Consider the following 20,078-nt stretch of genomic DNA (forward strand, 5'->3'; position numbering starts at 1 on the left):
ACATTATTCCCCTTTACGAGACTCCGTCATTTGTTTCCATACAGAACCTTTTGCTTCTTCTCCGCCCTCAATACGCTCTAATGCTAGACGAGCTTGCATTGCTACTTCAAACTCTGGATCATCTTGCGCTGCTTTTAATGCCGGAATCGCACTTTCATCTCCAAGTTCAAATAAGAACATCGCTGCACGCCAGCGTACTAATTTACTTGAATCTTTCAGAGATTTAATCATAACGAACATCGCTGCTGGATCACCTACGTCTGATAAGCAATCGCCCGCTGTACGGCGAACACTTACTGAACGATCTAATAACGCTTTATATAATAACGGCAATACTCCATCACCTTTTACCATACCTAAATACGCTGTTGCTAAACGGCGGATCGAAACTTTTTCATCATCTAACGCCATCTTCAACACTAGCATATCTTCTTCAGTAGGATCCATTTGTTCTAATGCCGCAAAACGGTTTTTCCAGTCAGCATCTTTCATCATCTCTTCTGTTACTTTATATGGCTCACGCTTTTGAATCGTTACTTCAACAGCACCTGCCTGGTTTAATAATTCTTTAACTGTTTCATTTACACGTTCTTCTGAATAAGCAGCAACAATCTCTTCTACTACTTCTTTCCCGATTTCTTCAAAATTACCGTAACGTGTACTTTGTTCCACCCATTTACGTTCTTTTACAACGTTTGGTGCAGACATTTGTACTTTCATAATTGATTCTTTAAAACGATCTGGTAAACCAACACGTTCTTCCGATGTTCCATCTGTTAACTTCACTTGCATTGGAATTGTAAAGAACATTTGAACAAACACTTTCACTTCTCCAAAATGAGCAAGTTGTTGTTCTTCACTTTCTTCCACTACTTCTTCGCCGAAAACAGCACGAACTTGTTGTAATAAAACTTTCCAGTCATACTTTGCATTTCGCTCCACCGCTAAAAAGTCGGCTACATGATATACACCTTTAATGCCTTCAATTTTCAAAATTTCTTGCACTTGCATTGGTGCTTGCTCTTTATTTTCATTTGTATAATTATTACGCGCTCCTGATGGTAATACTTCATTCAAAATAACTTTCATTGTATTTGGACTTGGCGTCGGTTCAATTGCTTTAATCTTCACGTAAAAAACTCTCCTTTATTGCATGTTCTTAGGTGTATTGTAACATGTTCCACCTTTCTAAACCTACTCGGATGCTTTATTTTGCTGATTTCTTTCCATCCTCACACTTTATCTTTCAACCTAATTGCCCAAAACCCATTGTTTAAAGTCCCCTCTTATTACGATGCGCCCTCCCGCCTTCTCTCCAAAAATGTAATGCTCTCAATTACAACTTCCGTTTTATATATTCTCTTACCTTGTTCATCCTCGTAATTACTCGTATGAATACGCCCGGTAATTCCAACAAGAGACCCCTTCGTACAATATTCAGTTACATTCTCAGCCGCTCTTCGCCAAACGACACAATTAATAAAATCTACTTGTTGCTCACCTAAACTATTTCGAAAACCTCTATTCACCGCAACACATACTCGTGCATAAGCGACGCCTTGCTTTGTGTAGTATAATTCTGGCTCCTTTGTCAATCTACCGATTAATACAACTCGATTCATCATAAGTTATACCACCTCACATATTTTTCTTCATTTTAAAGAAAAATGTTTGAAGGGTAAAAAGCGTAAAATAATATATTTTAAAGTGAAAAATATTATTTTATATCTAATAAAAACAAAAAATAAACCTTACATATTTTAAACATGTAAGGTTTCAAAATTTATACTTCACTACATGATATGTAATATCCACCGCGAGCCATCTTTATTTCAACGCGGTACATTACATTTTCTAAGTAAAAAGTAATCGGTTTAACTTTACTCTCAAATTTTAGTTTTTCATTACATTCAGTCGCATATCCTTCTATTGCTGAAGTAATAACTTCTGCTGACGGATATGTTAAAGCTTCATCTAGTTCTATGAAAAAACTTTTAGAAAATAGTTTTTTTATAATCCCTTTCTTCTCTTTCATCATATGCCATCCCCTTCAATTCAAATTATCACCATCCATATTATACCATACCCTCAATTTATCCCGCATTAACGGGCAGTAACAGCCCCACTGATTAAAATCTTTGAAAATAAAAAAATCCTGCATTTTTCATGCAGGATTTTTTTATTAGTCATTTTTCGTAAAGTAAGAAACAAAACGAAGAATTTCTAAGTATAACCAAACTAATGTAAGCATTAGTCCCATCGCAGTGTACCACTCCATATATTTCGGAGCTTGACTACGTACACCATTTTCGATTAAATCGAAATCTAGTAATAAGTTTAATGCAGCAACTACAATAACAACTGCACTAATAATAATACCGATTGTACCGCCTTGGTGAATGTATGGAACAGTCACACCAAACATGTTTAATAGAAATACGACTAAATACATAACCATAATTCCAAGTGTTGCTGCCATCACGCCTGTACGGAATTTATCCGTTACCTTTACTACGCGTGTTGCATATAACACTAACATTGCAAATAGAATTGAGATTGTTAGTAATACAGCATTTAAAACAATAGAATCGCCAAATTTCATTGTATAAACCGCTGAAATACTACCTAATACAACCCCTTCTACCGCTGCATAGATTGGTGCACCAAAAGGTGAAATACGCGGGAAGAACATAGACGCAAATGCGATGATTGCCGCAACGATTAAAGCACCAATTAATACAGGCATCTTCATCGTCCCCTGCATCATTTGTATGTATGAATAGACAGACGTTGCAAGTAGCAAGATAAGCATAATAAACGTTTTGCCTACTGTTCCGCCAATCGTCATCGCAGAAGCGCTTGCTCCCTCTTTACGGAATGCCTCTTTTTTCAACATTGGATTAGATGTTCTCATTTTTTCCCTCCTAAAATAGGTTCTACCAATAGTGTAAAGTTTTTCTCTTTACTTTTCAATATATGCAGCTTGTTTTTATTTTAATCCTTCAACGATGTCTGATAGTTCACTCCATCTTTCCATCGTTTTTTCTAGCTCTTCTTCTGTTTTCTGCTGTGCTTCAGATAATTCTTGTGCCTTTGTGAAGTCAGATCCAACTTTCGCAAGTTCTTCTCCAATTGACTCAATTTTCTCTTCTAGTTCGGCAATTGTATCTTCAATTGTTTCCCATTCACGCTGCTCATTGTATGAAAGTTTACGTTTACGTTGTTGTTTCGGAGCTTCTTCTACCACTTTTTTCTCTTTCTGCACTTCCGCTTTCTCAATAAGTTCTCTCGTTTTTTCCATTTCTAAATAATCCGTATAACTACCTAGAAATTCGCGCACTTCTCCTTCTCCCGCAAAGATGAACAACTCATCTACTACTTTATCTAAGAAGTAACGATCATGCGATACAGTTAAAACGACACCTGGAAAATCTTCTAAATAATCTTCTAACACTGTTAATGTTTGTGTATCTAAATCATTCGTAGGCTCATCCAGTAATAGTACGTTCGGTTCTCCCATTAATATACGTAATAAGTATAAACGTCTTCTCTCGCCACCAGATAGTTTACCAAGCGGTGTGCCATGTGAATGTGTCGGGAATAAGAAACGTTCTAGCATTTGAGATGCACCAATTACTTTTCCGTCTGTCGTATGAATAACTTCTGCAATCTCTTTAATGTATTCAATCATACGCTGATTTAAATTCATCTCTTCATTTTCTTGCGTATAATAAGCAACTTTTACAGTCTGTCCTACCTCAACTTCACCACTATCAGGAGCTAACTTGCCTGCAAGCATATTTAATAGAGAAGATTTCCCGCTTCCATTTGCCCCAATAATTCCGATACGATCGCCTGGTTTCACAATATGATTAAAATTATGTAGTACCGTCTTATCGCCAAATTTTTTCGTTACATCTTTTAACTCAAGTACTTTCTTTCCTAGACGACTTCCACTTAGTGCAATATCAACTGACTGTTTTGCAGCTGGGCCTTCTTGTCCCTTTAGCTCATCAAAACGCTGAATACGCGCCTTTTGTTTCGTAGAACGGGCTTTTGCACCACGGCGGATCCACGCTAGTTCACGACGATATAAGTTTTGACGTTTTGATTCTTGCGCAATTTCTTGCTCCTCACGCAAAGCTTTCGCTTCTAAAAACGTGCTATAGTTTCCTTCATAACTATATAGCTTTCCATTATCTAATTCGAAAATACGATTCGTTACACGATCTAAGAAATAACGATCATGGGTTACAAGTAATACAGCACCTGTATATCTTGCTAAATATTCTTCTAACCATTCCACTGTCTCATGGTCCAGATGGTTTGTAGGCTCGTCTAAAATTAATAGATCAGGTGTTTCAATAAAACATTGTGCCATTGCGATACGTTTTTTCTGTCCACCAGATAAATTCCCAACAATTGCAGTGAAATCTGTAATTCCTAATTTTGTTAAAAGAGATTTCGCATTTGCATTCGCTTCCCATGCACTCATCGCATCCATACGTTGCTGCACTGCAAATAATTGTTCCTGTACTTTTTCATTACTTGGATCTTTTTCGATATTTAATAATGATTGTTCATAATCACGAAGAAGACGAATTAAAGGTGTATCACCATGGAACACTTGCTCTAATACAGTTAGTTTTTCATCAAACTCTGGTTGCTGTGATAAATAACTAATTGTATACCCACGTGAATGCGTCATATCACCTGTATCAGGAGTTTCTAACCCTGCAATAATTTTTAATAATGTCGATTTACCAGTACCGTTTACACCAATAATTCCGACACGTTGTCCTTCTGTAATACTACATGATAATCCATCAAATAACGGTTTTTCTCCGTATGATTTCGATAAGTTTTCCACAGTTAACATTTTCATATTTGTGCATTCCACTCTTTCATAAATTGTTCAATAAACTGTTCCATATAACGATGACGAACTTCAGCCTCTTGTTTTGCTGCGTTCGTGTTCATTAAGTCTTTTAGTTTCAAAAGTTTTTCATAAAAATGATTTAAAGATGGATCGTTATTTTTTCTATATTCATCTTTCGTCATCACTTCACGCGGAGGAATAGTTGGATCATACATTAATCTCCCTTTTGCTCCACCATACGCAAATGTGCGAGCTATTCCAATTGCTCCCAGAGCATCTAAGCGATCCGCATCTTGAACAATCTCCCCTTCAAGTGACTTCACTTTGCCACCATGACCACCCTTATAAGACATGTTGGCGATGATATGAAGAACATGTTTGCTTTCCTCTTCTTCCACATGTAACTCTTCTAACCAATCAGAAACTTTTTTCATTCCTGCTTCTTCACTCTCATTTAGCTTCTCATCTGCCACATCGTGAAGTAATGCTGCCATTTCAATTATAAAACGATTTCCCCCTTCTTGCTCGGATAAAGAAATCGCCAGTTTATGTACGCGCTCAATATGATACCAATCATGCCCACTCGCATCTTTTTCTAAAATATGTTTTACAAAAGTAATTGTTTTTTGAATCTTTTCTTGTTTTGTCATTTTATCTTCACCCAGTTACTTATTGTAACACGCCCGCATTTTTTCATCACATATTTTCTTGTCCGCCCATACACTAGGTGGTAGGCATCATCATGAAGGAGGAATAAGTATGTTCTATAATAATCAACCGCCCTACCCACAACAACCATTTTACCCTCAGGAACAAGAACAAAGGTATACAGAACAATATGAAGAACAAGAGCAACAATATGAACAAAATCCATACGCAACACCGCAATACCAAGAAGGTGATTATCCACAAAATCCATATGCAGCGCCGCAAAATCAGGGACAACAATATCAACATAATCCATATGTAGCACCACAAAATCAAGAACAACAATACCAACAAAACCCATACCCAACTCAGCCACAACAACCGCAATATCAACAACAAATGTATCAACCAAACTACGACGCACGTGTCTCACCACCTAAACCACCAACAATTGATCCAACGCAACCTCAAATTTTACCTCCTGGACCAACATTCGATATTACACAGCCACAAATCTTACCACCTGGACCAATTACAGAACCGACACAACAACAAATTCAACAAGTTGTCGGTACACAGTTTTTACCTTTAAAGAAACCTGTACTAGATTTCGTAAAACCTTGGGTAGATTACGGTTTAAATGAGGCAAAACACACATCACACAAACACGCTTTAACAGAAGTTGCTGCAATTATGTTTTTAGTTGGGAAAGGATTCAACCCGACGATTGCACATTATATTGTAGAATCTTGGGAGAAGAATGAGCAGTTTTAGGGTTGTTCGTTTTGTTTTAAACCAAACTATAAAAGTGTCCCAAATGCCTGTTATACAAGCATTTGGGACACTTTTTATTTGTTATATTATATTCTATTCCAAATGGGAATTTCATATTTTTTCACGTATTTTTATATTATTTGTGAGCAAATAATATCCTTTTAATTAAACTGTACTAGGGCGATTTTCATTTTAAAAACCATTCATTCAACATAAATTCCCACAAAAAATTTTGTATTACAATCCCCTTGATAAATAGGTATTACCGTGGATTACCTATTGAGAGCTATAACAAACACATATGTTGTAAAATACATTTTTTTTGAGGAAACTTTAACCATTTATTATTATAATTACATCTGTAATATTTCCCCAGTAAAGTGCCTATAAAGAACAAATGGTAAGCTTGATAAAGAAGGAAATACTACTAAGAGGATGGATAATACTAGCAAGAAAACCAGCGAACTTAATTTTGGTAGCACAGAAAAATTAGACGGCCATTTTGGAAAGCATGGTGGAGAATTTAGAAGTGCATATTCTAATATGAATGAATATCTGGCTGGTGCTAATGATGTGATTAAGAATGGAACCAAGGTACAATATAATTACAAATTAAAAGATGGAACAATAGAATTGAGAACTGGCTATGTAAAGTTTATGAAAAACAGTAGTTTAACTAATCCCAAGGGTGTTCCAATAAAAAGTTATGCTAAATTTGAGTTTGTAGGAACTAATAATTTTGGGAAATTACAACATACCATGTATAAACCGGAAAAACTTTCTGGAAAATGATGAATAGTGGTAACAATATTCCTGTTATCAATCCAGTAGAATAGAGGTTATAAAATGAAAAATAAGATATTGATATGTAGAATTGATCCAATTATTGAAGAAGAAATAGATTTTTTGATAAATAAGCAAAAAGTAACAGGTTTTAATACTTCACCTCAAGAAATTATTGTAAATAAAGAATATGAAGCTGAGATAGATATATTTGTGAATGACGCTTTGACAATAGAAGAGCAAATAGAAGATAAATTTAAAAAAATAGAAAATATCACCAATGGAGGTTATATTCTTTTTGGTAAATTGCTCAAAGATAATATTTTAGACGTTGGATTCTTTATAACTAGTGACTTATTTGAAGACTACAAATATTTAGAAGGTCAATATGTTTGTTTACAAGTTGACAGACTACAAGTATCTTTTGACTAGCTACTTTCCTAGATTCTGAGGGCAAGAAAGAAACTTTTTGAAGAACAAGCCTTCTTTAAGATTGGATATTTCAATGAACCATGTTATCTAGCTTGGAGTAAGTGAAGAGAAAGTTACATATGGAGAATAATCAACAAAAGAGACCTCACATTCGGGGTCTCTTTTGTTGATTTAAATTAAAAATTATTATTTAAGTGGATGCTCTTTTGTAACTCTTACTTTACATACACATATGCTTCAATTGCTGATACATGGTATGTTTTACCCTTGCTGTTATGTACTTTGTATTGTGGCGCTCCATTCACAGTTACCTTTACATCAATGGTAAATCCTAATCCTGCATCTAAAGTACCAGCAACATCTTTATCCTGCCAAGAAGGAGCATCATAGAAACGTAGATTGTTAACTTTTGAAATAACGCGCTTCCCTACAATAGAAGAATCCACTGTACTTTTCTTGTTAAACTTCACATAAGATGGGTCGTCCTTAATCCATTGTTCTCCACTGAGATTTAACCAACCATCCTTTTCAGCCCATACAGCACAATATAAATCATTAGCATCAATTTATTACTTTCCCATTAGTATTTTACCTCTACGTTATACTACATTACCTATTTAGAACTATAACAAACACATATGTTGTAAAATACATTTTTTTCAAGGAAACTTTAACCATTTACTGTTATAATTATATATAATATTTCCCTAGGATGGTCCCTATGAAGAACAGTAAGATAATGGACATAAATACTAGGCACTCCCCTTCCTTAATACGTTCATAGAAATAAGAACAAAAGGTGTGTATCAAATTGAGGGAAAAGTAGATGGAATAACATATATTGTTGGATTTAAAAATGGCAGAATAGGACAATTATATCCTAAATAGAAATCCGAGGAGACGTTAATATGATTAGTGTAAAATCATATATAAAAAATGATAAAATAATAACTTCATTAGATAATATCGAAAGTAACTTTCTTGAATATTTCATACATTTTAATAATGCAAAATGTTTAGAACTAGTTGTTGATTTTGATTGTATGGAAGGTGCAATAATAATAAACTATTACGGAAATACTATTTTAGGATTTAAAGAGTGGGATATGATTGATGAGTTATGGTCATATTTCATAAATGCAATTGAAGAATTGTTTGAAAATCAAAACGATGTAAGTTTTGATTTTCCAGACCAACCTTTAGAGGTAAAAATGCAGGTTATTTCGCAAGAGCAAATTTTATTATCTATTGCAGGAGAAAAAACTTATTTTAATAAAGATGAATTATTATTAACTTTATTAAAAGGAGCAGAAAACTTTTTTGATATATTGAAAGAATGTCCTGATGAATATCTTGTAGAACAGAGTAATAATGAATTAAAGAAAATAGAAAAATTATTAAATAAATTGAACATTTAAATGAGAACATATTATTAAATACACTGTTTAAATCCTACTACTCCTATAAAAAGAAAGAATTTTTCCGCTGGGGTATACACTTGAATGAAGAAGCCTTTATTTTCACCGGCAATACGATACATTCGCCCTTACATATAGATGCTCCTCATCGCTTTTTGAATGATCACTATAAAAAAGCTGATGTTCCTCGGATTCGTATACACGACTTACGACATACTCACGCTACACTCATGCTTCAGGCTGGGGAACACCCTAAAATCGTACAAGATCGCTTAGGGCATTCATCTATTCAAATGACTTTAGACAAGTATAGTCACATCACACAAAACTTGCAGCAACAAGCAGCAGAAAACTTCGAGAGCATAATAAAATCTAATGAAAACACCTGATAACAAATGCAAAGATTTAATGTGAGCAAAATGTGTGCATCAAGAAAAATCAGCACTTATAAACCTTGATATAATAAGGTTTTCCATACAATATCGTTGAATCTCGGGAGAAGAATGAGCAGTTTTAGGGTTGTTCGTTTTATATTAATTGAGTGGAAAATACGAGCAAATAATCGACTTTTAACTTAACTGTATTTGATAAATTTTCATTAAAGATTTATTAAAACGATTAAACCGTTTAGCCACATATCTGCAAAGTAAATCTCGTGGAATTAAAGGCGCAGTGAGAGCCTATACTAAAACTGGTCTCGTAAAAAGATTTGACGATCCTCTACTTATTGAATTAGATAAATTAGAGGCTATGCTAAATGAAAATAAATAATAGTAAACCGACTTCGAAAAACGCCTCAGATATGTAGAGGAACAAACTGATAGAATCTTAAAGGAAACTTGCATGTATCCCCTTTTTAGAAAAACAAGTAAAACTTTAGTCAGTGGGGTTTTATTCACCCACCACGCGAGTAAAGGTGTGAAAAATTTTGAGTAATATGAATAAAAGCCGAATTGAAATTCTAAAAATGAAAGCAAAAAGAAATGGTAGTAGAAAAGAACTGATAGACGAACTTTCTAATATTGTTACAGTTTCTATGGACTCATTTATGGATCCAGAATCTAATGATTTATTTTGTAAAGACTTATTTAATACGCTAGCCCAAACTTCAAACATAAAAAATTTTGGTAGCACTAATTATGAAGAAAACAGAATACTATCAATAGCATTGTTAAAAGAAATAGCTAAAACTATTAAATTTCCAGTTAATCAAGGGAGACTCTTTTTCTCTAAGGGTGGTAAATTTGAAGCAGTTAAACTGAACATTGCTGAAGTATTTGAGAATTTAGAAGCGTTATCAACCATATCAAGATTTCTAACTGGATATGCAGATTTTGTATTAGTTGGGGACGATTTAGAATTCGGGATTGTTATTGAGCGCACTGAATACCACTACGAATTCAGTATGTGGGGCGTATCCACAATATGAAATACGAAAATACAAAAGACCACTTCAAAAATGAGAGTGGTCTTTTTATTACTTTATCTATCAACCTTTCCAAATTATTCATATCAACACTTTCTTTTAAGACCTTCTCTTCCTAGGACCTATAATTAATTTAATCGCCGTTCTTTCTTGATCATTAATAGTAACCTCTTGAAATGCCGGAACAAAGGCCAAGTCAATACCACTTGGAGCGACAAATCCTCTTGCAATCGCAATTGCTTTAATTGCTTGATTTAAAGAACCCGCTCCAATTGCTTGAATTTCCACATTACCACTTGTTCTTAGTACACCTGCAATTGCACCTGCAACTGAATTCGGTTTTGATTTTGAAGATACCTTTAATATATTTTCCATGTAAGTTGCTCCCTCTATTATTTAATCTCTCTTTTGTTACGGTTTAAAATATTTCAACGTATCTTTAACTACTATTCACACCAAAAGCAAACAATACTACATATGTACATTCATTCGATACTTTTCGTCTTCTTCCTGCTCCACTACGTAAATAAAGAGTAACAACCATAAACTCTAATATACAAACGTTTTAAAAGACAGACATTCACTTAAACGATCACATCATTGCAACTGAGACTACTGGTTTTATTTTTACATGTGAAAGTAAAATATGCGTTCCCGCTCCACTACAACATTCCAATATATTCCACTTATATTCTTATCAAATCATTAACCTTTTTTCTTCAAAAATTGTTACAGCTACTATTCTATTACTATATTTCATCGTATTAGCACTTTATACTCCAAATCTATCACCTTTTATATAAGACAGGCATAAAATACTACGAGTATACACTTCATTCATAATAGGGGGTAATATATTGGGTTCATACCATCATTCTTCAAACTCAATTAAAAAATGTTCATGTAAATCTTCTTCTAGCTCATATAAAAAATGCTCATGCAATTCCTCTTCTAGTTCCTGTAAAAAAAGCTGTCCAGCATACGGCACTTTTTGGCAAACTGAGTTTATAACTGTTCCTTTTGGCGATCCTTTTCCATTTAATCACGTTGGCCCTATAGCAGGAGGAGTTTCCCTACTGAATCCGACTACGATACAATTTAGTCAAGCTGGTGATTATAGAGTTTCTTTCATTTCAAGTATTAACACTACTTTAAACCCTGTATTTCCACATATTCCAGTCATGACTATATTTTTAAATAATAATCCACTTGCTAATAGTCAAGGTGACTTTGCTTTTCAAATGAATACTTCATCAAATAACGAATGTCTTCAACTAGCAGGCGAAACGATTGTTACAGTACCAGCTAATTCAACTCTTCAACTGAAAAATAATAGTGGTTTTAATCGCCAAAGTATTATAACTTGTGATAATGGTATCAATTCAGTTGAATTAACAGTTATAAAACTAAGTTAATAATCATCTTCACGTTCAGATGCTATTTCAGCATCTTTTTTTATAATGTTCTTTAGTTTCCCATCATCAAACATAAATTCTAGTGTACCTTTCTGTTAATCTAATAAACATGAAAAAAGTACCGAACTCTTCTACTACAAAAGTTCGGTACTTATTATATTACAAACTTCTCATTCTTTCTTACTTCTCCACATAAACAGACTTAACAATTGTACGATTATAAGGCTGCCCTTCTTTATTCATTCCTTTTATATCCATCGTAACGTTATATACTCCCGGTTGCTTTATGTCCTTCAAAGCACCAGTAAATGTATTGTTATTAGCATTTTGTAATTCATTAAATTCAGAGACTAGTTTTCCTTCTTTATTCACGATTCTTACTGTTATAGAAAGATCTCCTTTCATTTCAGGTGCCACAGGTGATTTTTTCAGTTTATACTCAGATTTATTCGCTTTAACTTTTGTAGGCATTTGGAGAACAAATGGCGCGCCACTATTGTAATCGCTTACAACTAAATATGCATCTTTCGACTGCTTCGCCATCATTTTAACTTTCCATTCTCCTATTTCCATTTTATCAAGTTTAAAGGTTCTAATTGTCGCACCACCAAAGAAAGATTGACCTTCACCAGTAGTTATAACGCTATCCTTATTTGTATATATTTTTCCTTTTGGGGATATCATTTGTACTTCTACATCCGAAGAAGCAGTTAATATAGAAACGATTCCTACTGCCTTTTTATCAACCGCAACAGTTTGCTCTATCCACTGATTTTGTGGCAATTCCCCTCCTAAAATGTTTTGGTTTGAAGTTGTATTTAATTGTTCTATATTTTCATTTGAACTAGTGCTAGATGCTACTAAAGCTGGAACTGGTACATTTGCTGTACGTAAATATGGTTCAATTCGTGAGAAAACAGCTGATCCCTTTCGTATATTATCATGATCAAATCTGGAATCTGTAAATAAATGAGTTCCATACGGCAGCTTAGCACTCCACTCATTTACTAGTCCATCATTTGAACCGTATGATGACAAATATAATCCGCCCATTGATAACGCGGAAAATACAGGGCCCCAGCTAGTCCCAGTAACTGTATAATAACGGTTTAATTTAGCTGCTGGATTATTATCAATCGTTGAACGAAATTTTGCCATTTCGCCCATTTGTAATGAGTACGTACCATCATCTTTTTGACCTAATATAGAAGCCAGCCATCCTGCCCACCAACTATATGATAAGTCCGCTAAATTTGATCCATGATGTGGCGTCGCAAGCGTAATAACATTTCCGACAAATCGATTTGCACCATATCCTACTAATGCAGCCTGTGTATCTATACCGCCTTTACTATGTGCTACAATATTAACTTTTTTACCGAAATGATTATATATCTCTTCTAATTTTTGTGCTAACAATTTTCCGTTATCCCACTGACTAGCCGACCCTTTCCCAGCAGCATCATATAATTGTATAAATACTGTTTGATAGCCTGCTTTCAAAGCATAGTCATACATATCATTTATATCGTGATACACTGTCTTTCCATACCAACTATCAGCATTCCCATTCCGTCCTTGCACAAAGAGAATTGGAGGCTTATTCCCATCGTAATTAGCAGGTTTTTGACCTAAAAACCATTCTCCAGGTGTAAATACTTCTTTATCTGGAAATCCCGTTTTAATCTCTTTTACTTCTTCCGCTTCTATCTTCGTACTAACAGTCATTGGAGCCATAATAAAAAATGCAAGAAGTAATACCATACACCTTTGCAAAATCCTCATTAACATTCCCCCTTTTTTTTGAAAGGAAGCACTATTTTCACTCTAGTTATTTATTTCTGACTTATTTTGCAAGTGAAACAAATAATAACTGTCCTTTCTTATGAAACGTTATTCTCTCAACACTTATTCATTCCTTTTCCTATTCAGCTCATTAAAAATTTCTCAATATATTTCTAGATAAAAAAGCTGCGTATAAAAGGTCTTTATCCTAACCTTTTATACGCAGCTTCTTTATTATAAATCAATAATATACTCATCATCATATTTATCGTATTGGAGCCCTGACCCTATTTTTGATTCCGTAACTTGATCTCTTAAAAACGGTGCAGCATCCATTTTGCTAGTTGCAATTTCAATTCCATATTTTTTCGTTAAATGAGCCAACTCTATTAAAAACCACTCTCTTCGTAATGTAACTGGAATATCAAATGTTCTTCTTTTCATATATAAAAGCACCTCTTTAATTTCATAACTTAATGAACATCACTACATGCACGTGTGAAAACTACCTTTCATCACTAACATCCAATGAAACATTATAGTATATGCATGTCCATTTTAAACGTGCTATTACAAAACATATTTTAGTTTACATAATCATATTATGTAAGAGTAGAAGAGAAAGGTATATCCCTTCCCTTCTACTCTAGAAACTTAAATTAAGAACATCTTGGTACACCTAAAGCTAAGAATAAACCTGCTACTCCCGCAGTAATCGGTACTTTTAACGTAATAACATCGTCTACTTTCGTTACTAAAAAGAAAGCATTACCTTCTTGTAATATACAAGTTACCAATAATTGAAATTCCATTTAACCCCCCTCCTTTCAATCGATATATTATACTTTATGAATTTTCTTTAAAAATGTAATAGGGAATATATCTATTTTTCCTTATATACGAAATAAATGTTTATAAGTCTATTAAAAATACTAATTTTCTAAATTTATATAAATCGTGTAATATCCAATAAGTTCCTATATAATCAATAGTGAAAATCTTACAAATGGAGGTATAAAAATGGCGATTTTGAGTAATATTGGTGCAGCTTTATTTTTTATTGCTTTTATTCTTTTAATACTATGTATCATTTCATTCTTTAAGAAAAATGGAAAAGCAAAACAATATGGTCGTCCTACTGTTATTCTTTTTATGATTTCAATTCTCTTAATAGGAATGGGCACTACAAAATCTGAACACCCAGTCATCGATTTTTTTGCTACTTTAAGTTTAATTTTATTTATTTTTTTCCTTGTTCTAGCAATCTTATCCGTAATTAAAAAGACAGGTGTAGCAAAAAAACAATTTATTATCACTGCTATTTTATTTGTCATTTTTGTTGCATTATCAAGTATTTCAGCTCCTTCTTCTGAAAAGACGACAGCAACAAATAAACAAGTCGCTTCTAATAATGCAGAGAAAAAAGATGATAAAAAGAAAGAAGCGGACGAGAAAACTCAAAAGCAAGAGGATGAGAAGCGTCTAGCCGATGAACAAGCTCGTAAGCAAGAGGATGAAAAACGCCAAGCCGAAGAGCAAAAACGTCTAGCTGATGAACAAGCTCGTAAACAACAAGAAGAACAAAAACGTCTAGCTGATGAACAGGCTCGTAAACAACAAGAGGAGCAAAAACGTCTAGCTGATGAACAAGCTCGTAAACAACAAGAAGAGCAAAAACGTCAGGCTGATGAACAGGCTCGTAAACAACAAGAGGAACAGAAAAAAGCACAGCAAGCTCAAACACAACCTGCTGCAGGAAATACTAGTAATGCATATTACAAAAACTGTGATGCAGTTAGAGCTGCTGGGAAAGCTCCGTTATATAAAGATCAACCAGGGTATAGCCGTAAACTAGACAAAGATGGCGATGGAGTCGCATGTGAAAAATAGCAATAAAAAAGAAGCTTCTAGTAAGCTTCTTTTTACTATTACGTATAGAATCTTATTACTCTTCCATTCTCGGAAGCCCTATATCAATTCAAATTGGTATCTTATTTTTTTATACTTGTAACATTAATCATTAACTGGGTCAATACTCCAATTAATGATTTCAATATTTTTCACCTCCACTTTTCCTTTGACAAGAAGATGTGGAATTAGGTGAAACATCCCGAATTTTCTACCCTTTTCATATTCCTCTCTGTAATATTCTTTTGTACAGATATTTAAATACTTTAATTCTCTATATTCATTAAAGTTGATGAGTTCTATTTCATATTCTTTTAATTCTCTAATTGGTCCACCCCAATTCTGCTTTGAGTACTTGTATATTGCCATACACTCACCATTCAGTGCGCTAATAGGAATTTTATAAAACAGTTTATTTGTATGAATGTTTACTCCTATTTCCAGTAGTACTTTATAAATCTCATAAGGATGCATTGGTAAAAAATGCACGACATCATTCCATAAACATTCAAGTTTTGGTATTTTACGTGTTAATAAGTTCTCTCTTTGAGGATGATCTTTATATTTTTGTATATACTCACCATATAAATTTGGATATAACCTTTTCAATTCATTTAATGGGATTAAATATTCTCCTTTTAATTCTTTTGGTACCATATGATAAACATATTCCATAAAAACCTCCTATAAAATATAAAATTCATACAAAAAAATCTTAGATTAATAGAAAATATATTTATAAACCATCTATATCATAATAATGCATTGTGGATAATTTTCGACTCAAAAAATCCTTCGCCATCAGTTCTATAATGTCCTCTGATAAATAACACTACTATTATTCTCAAAACTGACACATTATAAGTGATTTCAATCACCACATTGTTTTTCATCTATCTCTATTCTTAACTTAGATATTAAATTTAAACTTTATGGAGGCATTCATATGAAACATACATTTACTGAAACTTCAATTGTTGGTGAGATTGTTACACAATTTCCGAAAGCTAGTGATTTTTTCAAGTCATATAGAATAGATTTTTGTTGTGGTGGTGATAAGCCACTTATTGATGCAATTCATGAAAGAAATTTATCGGCTTCCGAAGTAATTACAGAGTTAAATACGCTTTATCATAATACGAAACAATTAAATGAATCTGAAATTGATTGGAAAAGTGCTTCTTATCGTGAATTGATTGATTATGTAATTAATAAGCATCATCGTTATTTAAATGAAGAGTTACCACAGTTAAGTCCATATGTGACGAAAGTATTACGCGTTCATGGAGCAAATCATCCTCATTTAGCTCAAATTCATAAGCTGTTTCATGAACTTAAAATGGAATTAGAACAGCATTTAATTAAAGAAGAAACAGAAGATTTTCCATTAATTTTAGAATTTGAACACAATCCAACTGATGAAAACTATGCAAAGTTACGTAAAGTAGTAGATGAACTAGAAAATGAGCACAATCATGCCGGAAATATTATAAAAGAACTTCGTAAAGTGACAAATGACTTTACTCCTCCAGAGGGCGCTTGCGGCACTTATCGACTTGTTTACCAGCGTCTTGAAGCTCTAGAGTCCGATTTATTTGAGCATATTCATTTAGAAAATAATATTTTATTTCCACGTGCCATTACAAAAGCATAAATAAAAGCAGGACATGAGCATTTCTACTCATGTCCTGCTTTTTCATTACGTGAATAACATCCACACTTCTCCCCTTCACATTAACCCGAATTTTAACAATTTGTGAATCATTATAAAAATGTGATAAATATCACATCTCCCCCTTTTTTGATTTTCTATAATAGAAATATAATCCTTTGTTCAACATTTCACATAAAAGGGGAAATGAAAATGAAAAAACGTTTAATTATGATCGGAAATGGTATGGCTGGCATACGCTGTATGGAAGAAATTTTAAAACATGATAGTGATTCATATGAGATTACTATTTTTGGAGATGAACCGCATCCAAACTACAACCGTATTATGCTCTCTCATGTTTTACAAGGCAAAACAAATATGCAAGATATCATTATGAATGAATACAGTTGGTATAAAGAAAACGAAATAACTTTGTATACAAATGAAAGAGTTCAAAGTATTAACCGAGAAGAAAAAATTATTATTACAGAAAAGAATCATACTCTTACATATGACAAGCTCATTATTGCAACTGGTTCTAGTGCTTTTATTTTACCTGTTGAAGGTTCCACACTTCCTGGTGTAACAGGATTTCGAACAATTGAAGATACACAATTTATGATTGATACCGCTAAAGAAAAGAAAAAGGCCGTTGTTATTGGTGGTGGGTTACTTGGTTTAGAAGCCGCAAGAGGTCTTATTGACTTAGGAATGGACGTACATGTTGTTCATTTAATGCCATGCTTAATGGAACAACAACTAGATACGACAGCAGCTTCTCTTCTGCGTGAAGATTTAGAGGCACAAGGTATGAAGTTTCTCATGGAAAAGAAAACTGTAAAGATACTTGGGACAGACCATGTTGAGGGCATTCAATTTGAAGATGGTGAAGTTGTAGACTGTGATTTAATCGTAATGGCTGTCGGAATACGCCCGAATACGCAAATAGCAAAAGATGCTGGTTTACTTGTAAATCGCGGCATTGTAGTCAATGACTATATGCTAACAAATGATGAATCCATTTATGCAGTTGGCGAATGTGCGGAACATAATGGTATCGCATATGGACTTGTTGCTCCTCTTTATGACCAAGGTGCAATATTAGCTAAGCATATAACAAATTTACAAACTGATGGATATATGGGCAGTATCGTCGGTACGCAATTAAAAGTTGCAGGTTGTGATTTATTCTCTGCTGGACAAATTTATGAAGATGATCAAACAAAAGCAATATCAATCTTTGATGAATGTAAACGTTCCTATAAGAAAGTATTAATTCGCGACAATAAAGTCGTCGGTATCGTTTTATATGGTGACACAGCTGATGGTACACGCCTCTTTAGCATGTTAAAGAAAGAAGAAGATATACAAGAATATACAACCGCTTCCCTTCTTCACAAAGCTGGTGAAGAAAGTGAACTTGACGTTGCTACAATGAGTGCGGATGACACGATTTGTGGATGTAATGGTGTTACGAAAGGTACAATCGTTCATGCCATTTTAGAGCAAGAGTTAACTACTTTTGAAGAAGTTAAAGGCTGCACGAAAGCCGCAGGATCTTGTGGTAAATGTCGTCCGCTTGTGGAACAAGTTTTATCTCATACACTCGGAGATGCTTTTGATGCTTCTGCGCAGTCTGCTGGTATGTGCGGATGTACAACTTTATCACGTGATGAAGTCGTAGCGGCCATTCACGAGAAAGGTTTAAAATCTCCAAAAGAAGTACGAAATGTGCTTGGTTTTGTACATGAAGACGGTTGTTCGAAATGTCGTCCTGCTTTGAACTATTATTTACGTATGGCGATTCCAGAAGAATATACAGACGATAAATCATCTCGTTTCGTTAATGAAAGAATGAACGGTAACATCCAGCACGATGGTACTTTCTCTGTTATTCCACGTATGTACGGTGGCGTTACAACAGCGGATGATTTAATGAAAATTGCTGAAGTTGCGAAAAAGTACGATGTTCCTCTTGTGAAAATTACAGGTGCGAGCCGCATTGGCTTATATGGTGTTAAGAAACAAGATTTACCTAACGTATGGGCTGACTTACATATGACTTCGGGATATGCATATTCAAAATCGCTTCGTAATGTAAAATCATGTGTTGGTTCTCGCTTCTGCCGTTTCGGTACGAAAGATTCATTAGGACTTGGTATGCTCCTTGAACAATCATTAGAAATGGTAGATACACCTCATAAAATGAAGATGGGTGTAACGGGTTGTCCGCGTAACTGTGCGGAAGTACTGACGAAAGATTTTGGCGTTGTATGTGTCGAAAATGGATACCAACTTTATATTGGCGGAAATGGTGGTACAGAAGTACGCGAGGCTGATTTTGTAATGATCGTCCCTACTGAAGATGATGTCCTTCGCATCGCCACAGCTTATATGCAATATTATCGTGAAACTGGTATTTACGGAGAGCGTACTGCCTACTGGACAGAACGTTTAAGCTTCGATCATATTAAAGAAATACTACAAGATGCAAGTATGGTTACTAGGCTAAATGAACGTTTCCAAACAGCTCGTAGCACATATACGGAAGCTTGGGGACAAGCACTAGAAACGAAGTCATTAAAAGCGATGTATGAAGTAGAAACTGTGAACTAAGGAGCTGTGACCTATATGATACAAACGAAAGAAAAAATAAAAGTTATGTGTGCAGAAGACCTTCCTATTCAAATCGGTAAAGAAGTGCAAATGAAAGGTATGTCTATCGCCCTATTTCGCCTTTCAAATGGTGATATTCGAGCTGTAGAAAATCGTTGTCCTCATAAAAACGGACCGTTAGCAGAAGGAATTGTATCTGGGGAATTCGTCTTTTGTCCACTGCATGATTGGAAAATCTCATTAATTACAGGTGAAGTTCAAAAACCTGATGACGGCTGTATCCAAACATACGAAGTAGAAGTTATTGATAGTGACATTTATATATACATGTAATTTACGA

21 protein-coding genes and 2 pseudogenes are annotated in these 20,078 nt (G+C 34.2%); 11 read left to right on the top strand and 12 right to left on the bottom strand.

All coding sequences use genetic code 11. The annotated features are described in order from the left end of the window. Positions 1-3: 3 nt before the first annotated feature. The 6 genes from ACUN28_RS18710 to ACUN28_RS18735 form a co-directional block, all read right to left on the bottom strand. On the bottom strand, positions 4-1,131 hold the full coding sequence (locus tag ACUN28_RS18710) for a conserved virulence factor C family protein (RefSeq protein ID WP_016088101.1): 1,128 nt from the start codon (positions 1,129-1,131) through the stop codon (positions 4-6). 158 nt (positions 1,132-1,289) lie between these two features. After that, positions 1,290-1,625, bottom strand: a complete 336-nt coding sequence (locus tag ACUN28_RS18715) for a single-stranded DNA-binding protein (protein ID WP_016088102.1) — start codon at positions 1,623-1,625, stop codon at positions 1,290-1,292. A 158-nt stretch (positions 1,626-1,783) separates the two neighbouring features. Then, complete coding sequence (locus tag ACUN28_RS18720) at positions 1,784-2,038, bottom strand: DUF4318 domain-containing protein (protein ID WP_016088103.1); 255 nt, start codon at positions 2,036-2,038, stop codon at positions 1,784-1,786. Positions 2,039-2,182: 144 nt separating this feature from the next. Beyond that, a complete protein-coding gene (locus tag ACUN28_RS18725; RefSeq protein ID WP_001260655.1) occupies positions 2,183-2,914 on the bottom strand; it encodes a Bax inhibitor-1/YccA family protein in 732 nt (243 codons plus the stop codon). A gap of 75 nt (positions 2,915-2,989) precedes the next feature. Next, on the bottom strand, positions 2,990-4,885 hold the full coding sequence (locus ACUN28_RS18730; protein ID WP_016088104.1) for an ABC-F family ATP-binding cassette domain-containing protein: 1,896 nt from the start codon (positions 4,883-4,885) through the stop codon (positions 2,990-2,992). After that, positions 4,882-5,529: an HD domain-containing protein gene (locus ACUN28_RS18735; RefSeq protein ID WP_000165959.1), complete on the bottom strand. Its 648-nt coding sequence runs from the start codon at positions 5,527-5,529 to the stop codon at positions 4,882-4,884. Before ACUN28_RS18735 ends, ACUN28_RS18730 begins: the two co-directional genes overlap by 4 nt. A gap of 109 nt (positions 5,530-5,638) precedes the next feature. On the opposite strand from ACUN28_RS18735, the gene ACUN28_RS18740 reads away from it, so the two are divergent. From ACUN28_RS18740 to ACUN28_RS18750, 3 genes are all read left to right on the top strand, one after another. Continuing rightward, complete coding sequence (locus tag ACUN28_RS18740) at positions 5,639-6,301, top strand: hypothetical protein (RefSeq protein WP_016088105.1); 663 nt, start codon at positions 5,639-5,641, stop codon at positions 6,299-6,301. 435 nt (positions 6,302-6,736) lie between these two features. After that, complete coding sequence (locus tag ACUN28_RS18745; protein ID WP_016136670.1) at positions 6,737-7,093, top strand: hypothetical protein; 357 nt, start codon at positions 6,737-6,739, stop codon at positions 7,091-7,093. Positions 7,094-7,147: 54 nt separating this feature from the next. Further along, complete coding sequence (locus tag ACUN28_RS18750; protein WP_016136669.1) at positions 7,148-7,516, top strand: hypothetical protein; 369 nt, start codon at positions 7,148-7,150, stop codon at positions 7,514-7,516. 215 nt (positions 7,517-7,731) lie between these two features. Here ACUN28_RS18750 and ACUN28_RS18755 read toward each other — a convergent pair. Then, a pseudogene (locus ACUN28_RS18755) lies at positions 7,732-8,055 on the bottom strand (N-acetylmuramoyl-L-alanine amidase); the annotation flags it as partial. A gap of 369 nt (positions 8,056-8,424) precedes the next feature. Between ACUN28_RS18755 and ACUN28_RS18760 the strand changes: the two are divergent. The 3 genes and pseudogenes from ACUN28_RS18760 to ACUN28_RS18770 all read left to right on the top strand — a co-directional run bounded on the left by ACUN28_RS18760 (position 8,425) and on the right by ACUN28_RS18770 (position 10,363). Further along, complete coding sequence (locus ACUN28_RS18760) at positions 8,425-8,934, top strand: hypothetical protein (RefSeq protein ID WP_116349616.1); 510 nt, start codon at positions 8,425-8,427, stop codon at positions 8,932-8,934. A gap of 29 nt (positions 8,935-8,963) precedes the next feature. After that, positions 8,964-9,323 (top strand): annotated as a pseudogene (locus tag ACUN28_RS18765) (site-specific integrase); the annotation flags it as partial. A gap of 539 nt (positions 9,324-9,862) precedes the next feature. Further along, on the top strand, positions 9,863-10,363 hold the full coding sequence (locus ACUN28_RS18770; protein ID WP_000069070.1) for a YxiF family protein: 501 nt from the start codon (positions 9,863-9,865) through the stop codon (positions 10,361-10,363). A 96-nt stretch (positions 10,364-10,459) separates the two neighbouring features. Here ACUN28_RS18770 and spoVS read toward each other — a convergent pair whose 3' ends face one another. Beyond that, positions 10,460-10,735, bottom strand: coding sequence for a stage V sporulation protein SpoVS (gene spoVS / locus ACUN28_RS18775; protein WP_016088106.1), 276 nt, complete (start codon positions 10,733-10,735; stop codon positions 10,460-10,462). Positions 10,736-11,217: 482 nt separating this feature from the next. Here spoVS and ACUN28_RS18780 point away from each other — a divergent pair, with 482 nt between their 5' ends. Next, complete coding sequence (locus ACUN28_RS18780; RefSeq protein WP_016134296.1) at positions 11,218-11,775, top strand: hypothetical protein; 558 nt, start codon at positions 11,218-11,220, stop codon at positions 11,773-11,775. A 180-nt stretch (positions 11,776-11,955) separates the two neighbouring features. Here ACUN28_RS18780 and ACUN28_RS18785 read toward each other — a convergent pair whose 3' ends face one another. From ACUN28_RS18785 to exsG, 3 genes are all read right to left on the bottom strand, one after another. Beyond that, on the bottom strand, positions 11,956-13,512 hold the full coding sequence (locus ACUN28_RS18785; protein WP_431154523.1) for an esterase/lipase family protein: 1,557 nt from the start codon (positions 13,510-13,512) through the stop codon (positions 11,956-11,958). 282 nt (positions 13,513-13,794) lie between these two features. Continuing rightward, a complete protein-coding gene (locus ACUN28_RS18790; RefSeq protein ID WP_016088109.1) occupies positions 13,795-14,004 on the bottom strand; it encodes a hypothetical protein in 210 nt (69 codons plus the stop codon). 215 nt (positions 14,005-14,219) lie between these two features. Then, positions 14,220-14,372, bottom strand: coding sequence for an exosporium protein ExsG (gene exsG / locus ACUN28_RS18795; protein WP_000395678.1), 153 nt, complete (start codon positions 14,370-14,372; stop codon positions 14,220-14,222). 208 nt (positions 14,373-14,580) lie between these two features. Here exsG and ACUN28_RS18800 point away from each other — a divergent pair, with 208 nt between their 5' ends. After that, a complete protein-coding gene (locus ACUN28_RS18800) occupies positions 14,581-15,450 on the top strand; it encodes an excalibur calcium-binding domain-containing protein (RefSeq protein WP_016088110.1) in 870 nt (289 codons plus the stop codon). A 123-nt stretch (positions 15,451-15,573) separates the two neighbouring features. Here the strand turns inward: ACUN28_RS18800 and ACUN28_RS18805 are convergent, their stop codons facing one another. Then, entirely contained in the window at positions 15,574-16,143 is a 570-nt protein-coding gene (locus tag ACUN28_RS18805; RefSeq protein ID WP_016088111.1) for a hypothetical protein, read from the bottom strand. Between the two features lie 271 nt (positions 16,144-16,414). Between ACUN28_RS18805 and ric the strand changes: the two genes are divergently transcribed. From ric to nirD, 3 genes are all read left to right on the top strand, one after another. Beyond that, entirely contained in the window at positions 16,415-17,122 is a 708-nt protein-coding gene (gene ric / locus ACUN28_RS18810; protein ID WP_016088112.1) for an iron-sulfur cluster repair di-iron protein, read from the top strand. 210 nt (positions 17,123-17,332) lie between these two features. Beyond that, a complete protein-coding gene (gene nirB / locus ACUN28_RS18815; protein WP_016088113.1) occupies positions 17,333-19,738 on the top strand; it encodes an NADPH-nitrite reductase large subunit in 2,406 nt (801 codons plus the stop codon). Positions 19,739-19,753: 15 nt separating this feature from the next. Further along, entirely contained in the window at positions 19,754-20,071 is a 318-nt protein-coding gene (gene nirD / locus ACUN28_RS18820) for a nitrite reductase small subunit NirD (RefSeq protein WP_016088114.1), read from the top strand. Positions 20,072-20,078: the final 7 nt, after the last annotated feature.

This window comes from Bacillus sp. WC2507, from assembly GCF_052656125.1.

What these genes read in the sequence shown, in the direction of transcription:
- ACUN28_RS18715 (WP_016088102.1), bottom strand. Translation starts at nt 1,625, where the DNA reads ATGATGAATCGAGTTGTATTAATCGGTAGATTGACAAAGGAGCCAGAA.
- ACUN28_RS18720 (WP_016088103.1), bottom strand. Translation starts at nt 2,038, where the DNA reads ATGATGAAAGAGAAGAAAGGGATTATAAAAAAACTATTTTCTAAAAGT.
- ACUN28_RS18725 (WP_001260655.1), bottom strand. Translation starts at nt 2,914, where the DNA reads ATGAGAACATCTAATCCAATGTTGAAAAAAGAGGCATTCCGTAAAGAG.
- ACUN28_RS18730 (WP_016088104.1), bottom strand. Translation starts at nt 4,885, where the DNA reads ATGAAAATGTTAACTGTGGAAAACTTATCGAAATCATACGGAGAAAAA.
- ACUN28_RS18735 (WP_000165959.1), bottom strand. Translation starts at nt 5,529, where the DNA reads ATGACAAAACAAGAAAAGATTCAAAAAACAATTACTTTTGTAAAACAT.
- ACUN28_RS18740 (WP_016088105.1), top strand. Translation starts at nt 5,639, where the DNA reads ATGTTCTATAATAATCAACCGCCCTACCCACAACAACCATTTTACCCT.
- ACUN28_RS18745 (WP_016136670.1), top strand. Translation starts at nt 6,737, where the DNA reads ATGGATAATACTAGCAAGAAAACCAGCGAACTTAATTTTGGTAGCACA.
- ACUN28_RS18750 (WP_016136669.1), top strand. Translation starts at nt 7,148, where the DNA reads ATGAAAAATAAGATATTGATATGTAGAATTGATCCAATTATTGAAGAA.
- ACUN28_RS18760 (WP_116349616.1), top strand. Translation starts at nt 8,425, where the DNA reads ATGATTAGTGTAAAATCATATATAAAAAATGATAAAATAATAACTTCA.
- spoVS (WP_016088106.1), bottom strand. Translation starts at nt 10,735, where the DNA reads ATGGAAAATATATTAAAGGTATCTTCAAAATCAAAACCGAATTCAGTT.
- ACUN28_RS18785 (WP_431154523.1), bottom strand. Translation starts at nt 13,512, where the DNA reads ATGGCTCCAATGACTGTTAGTACGAAGATAGAAGCGGAAGAAGTAAAA.
- ACUN28_RS18790 (WP_016088109.1), bottom strand. Translation starts at nt 14,004, where the DNA reads ATGAAAAGAAGAACATTTGATATTCCAGTTACATTACGAAGAGAGTGG.
- exsG (WP_000395678.1), bottom strand. Translation starts at nt 14,372, where the DNA reads ATGGAATTTCAATTATTGGTAACTTGTATATTACAAGAAGGTAATGCT.
- ACUN28_RS18800 (WP_016088110.1), top strand. Translation starts at nt 14,581, where the DNA reads ATGGCGATTTTGAGTAATATTGGTGCAGCTTTATTTTTTATTGCTTTT.
- ACUN28_RS18805 (WP_016088111.1), bottom strand. Translation starts at nt 16,143, where the DNA reads ATGGAATATGTTTATCATATGGTACCAAAAGAATTAAAAGGAGAATAT.
- ric (WP_016088112.1), top strand. Translation starts at nt 16,415, where the DNA reads ATGAAACATACATTTACTGAAACTTCAATTGTTGGTGAGATTGTTACA.
- nirB (WP_016088113.1), top strand. Translation starts at nt 17,333, where the DNA reads ATGAAAAAACGTTTAATTATGATCGGAAATGGTATGGCTGGCATACGC.
- nirD (WP_016088114.1), top strand. Translation starts at nt 19,754, where the DNA reads ATGATACAAACGAAAGAAAAAATAAAAGTTATGTGTGCAGAAGACCTT.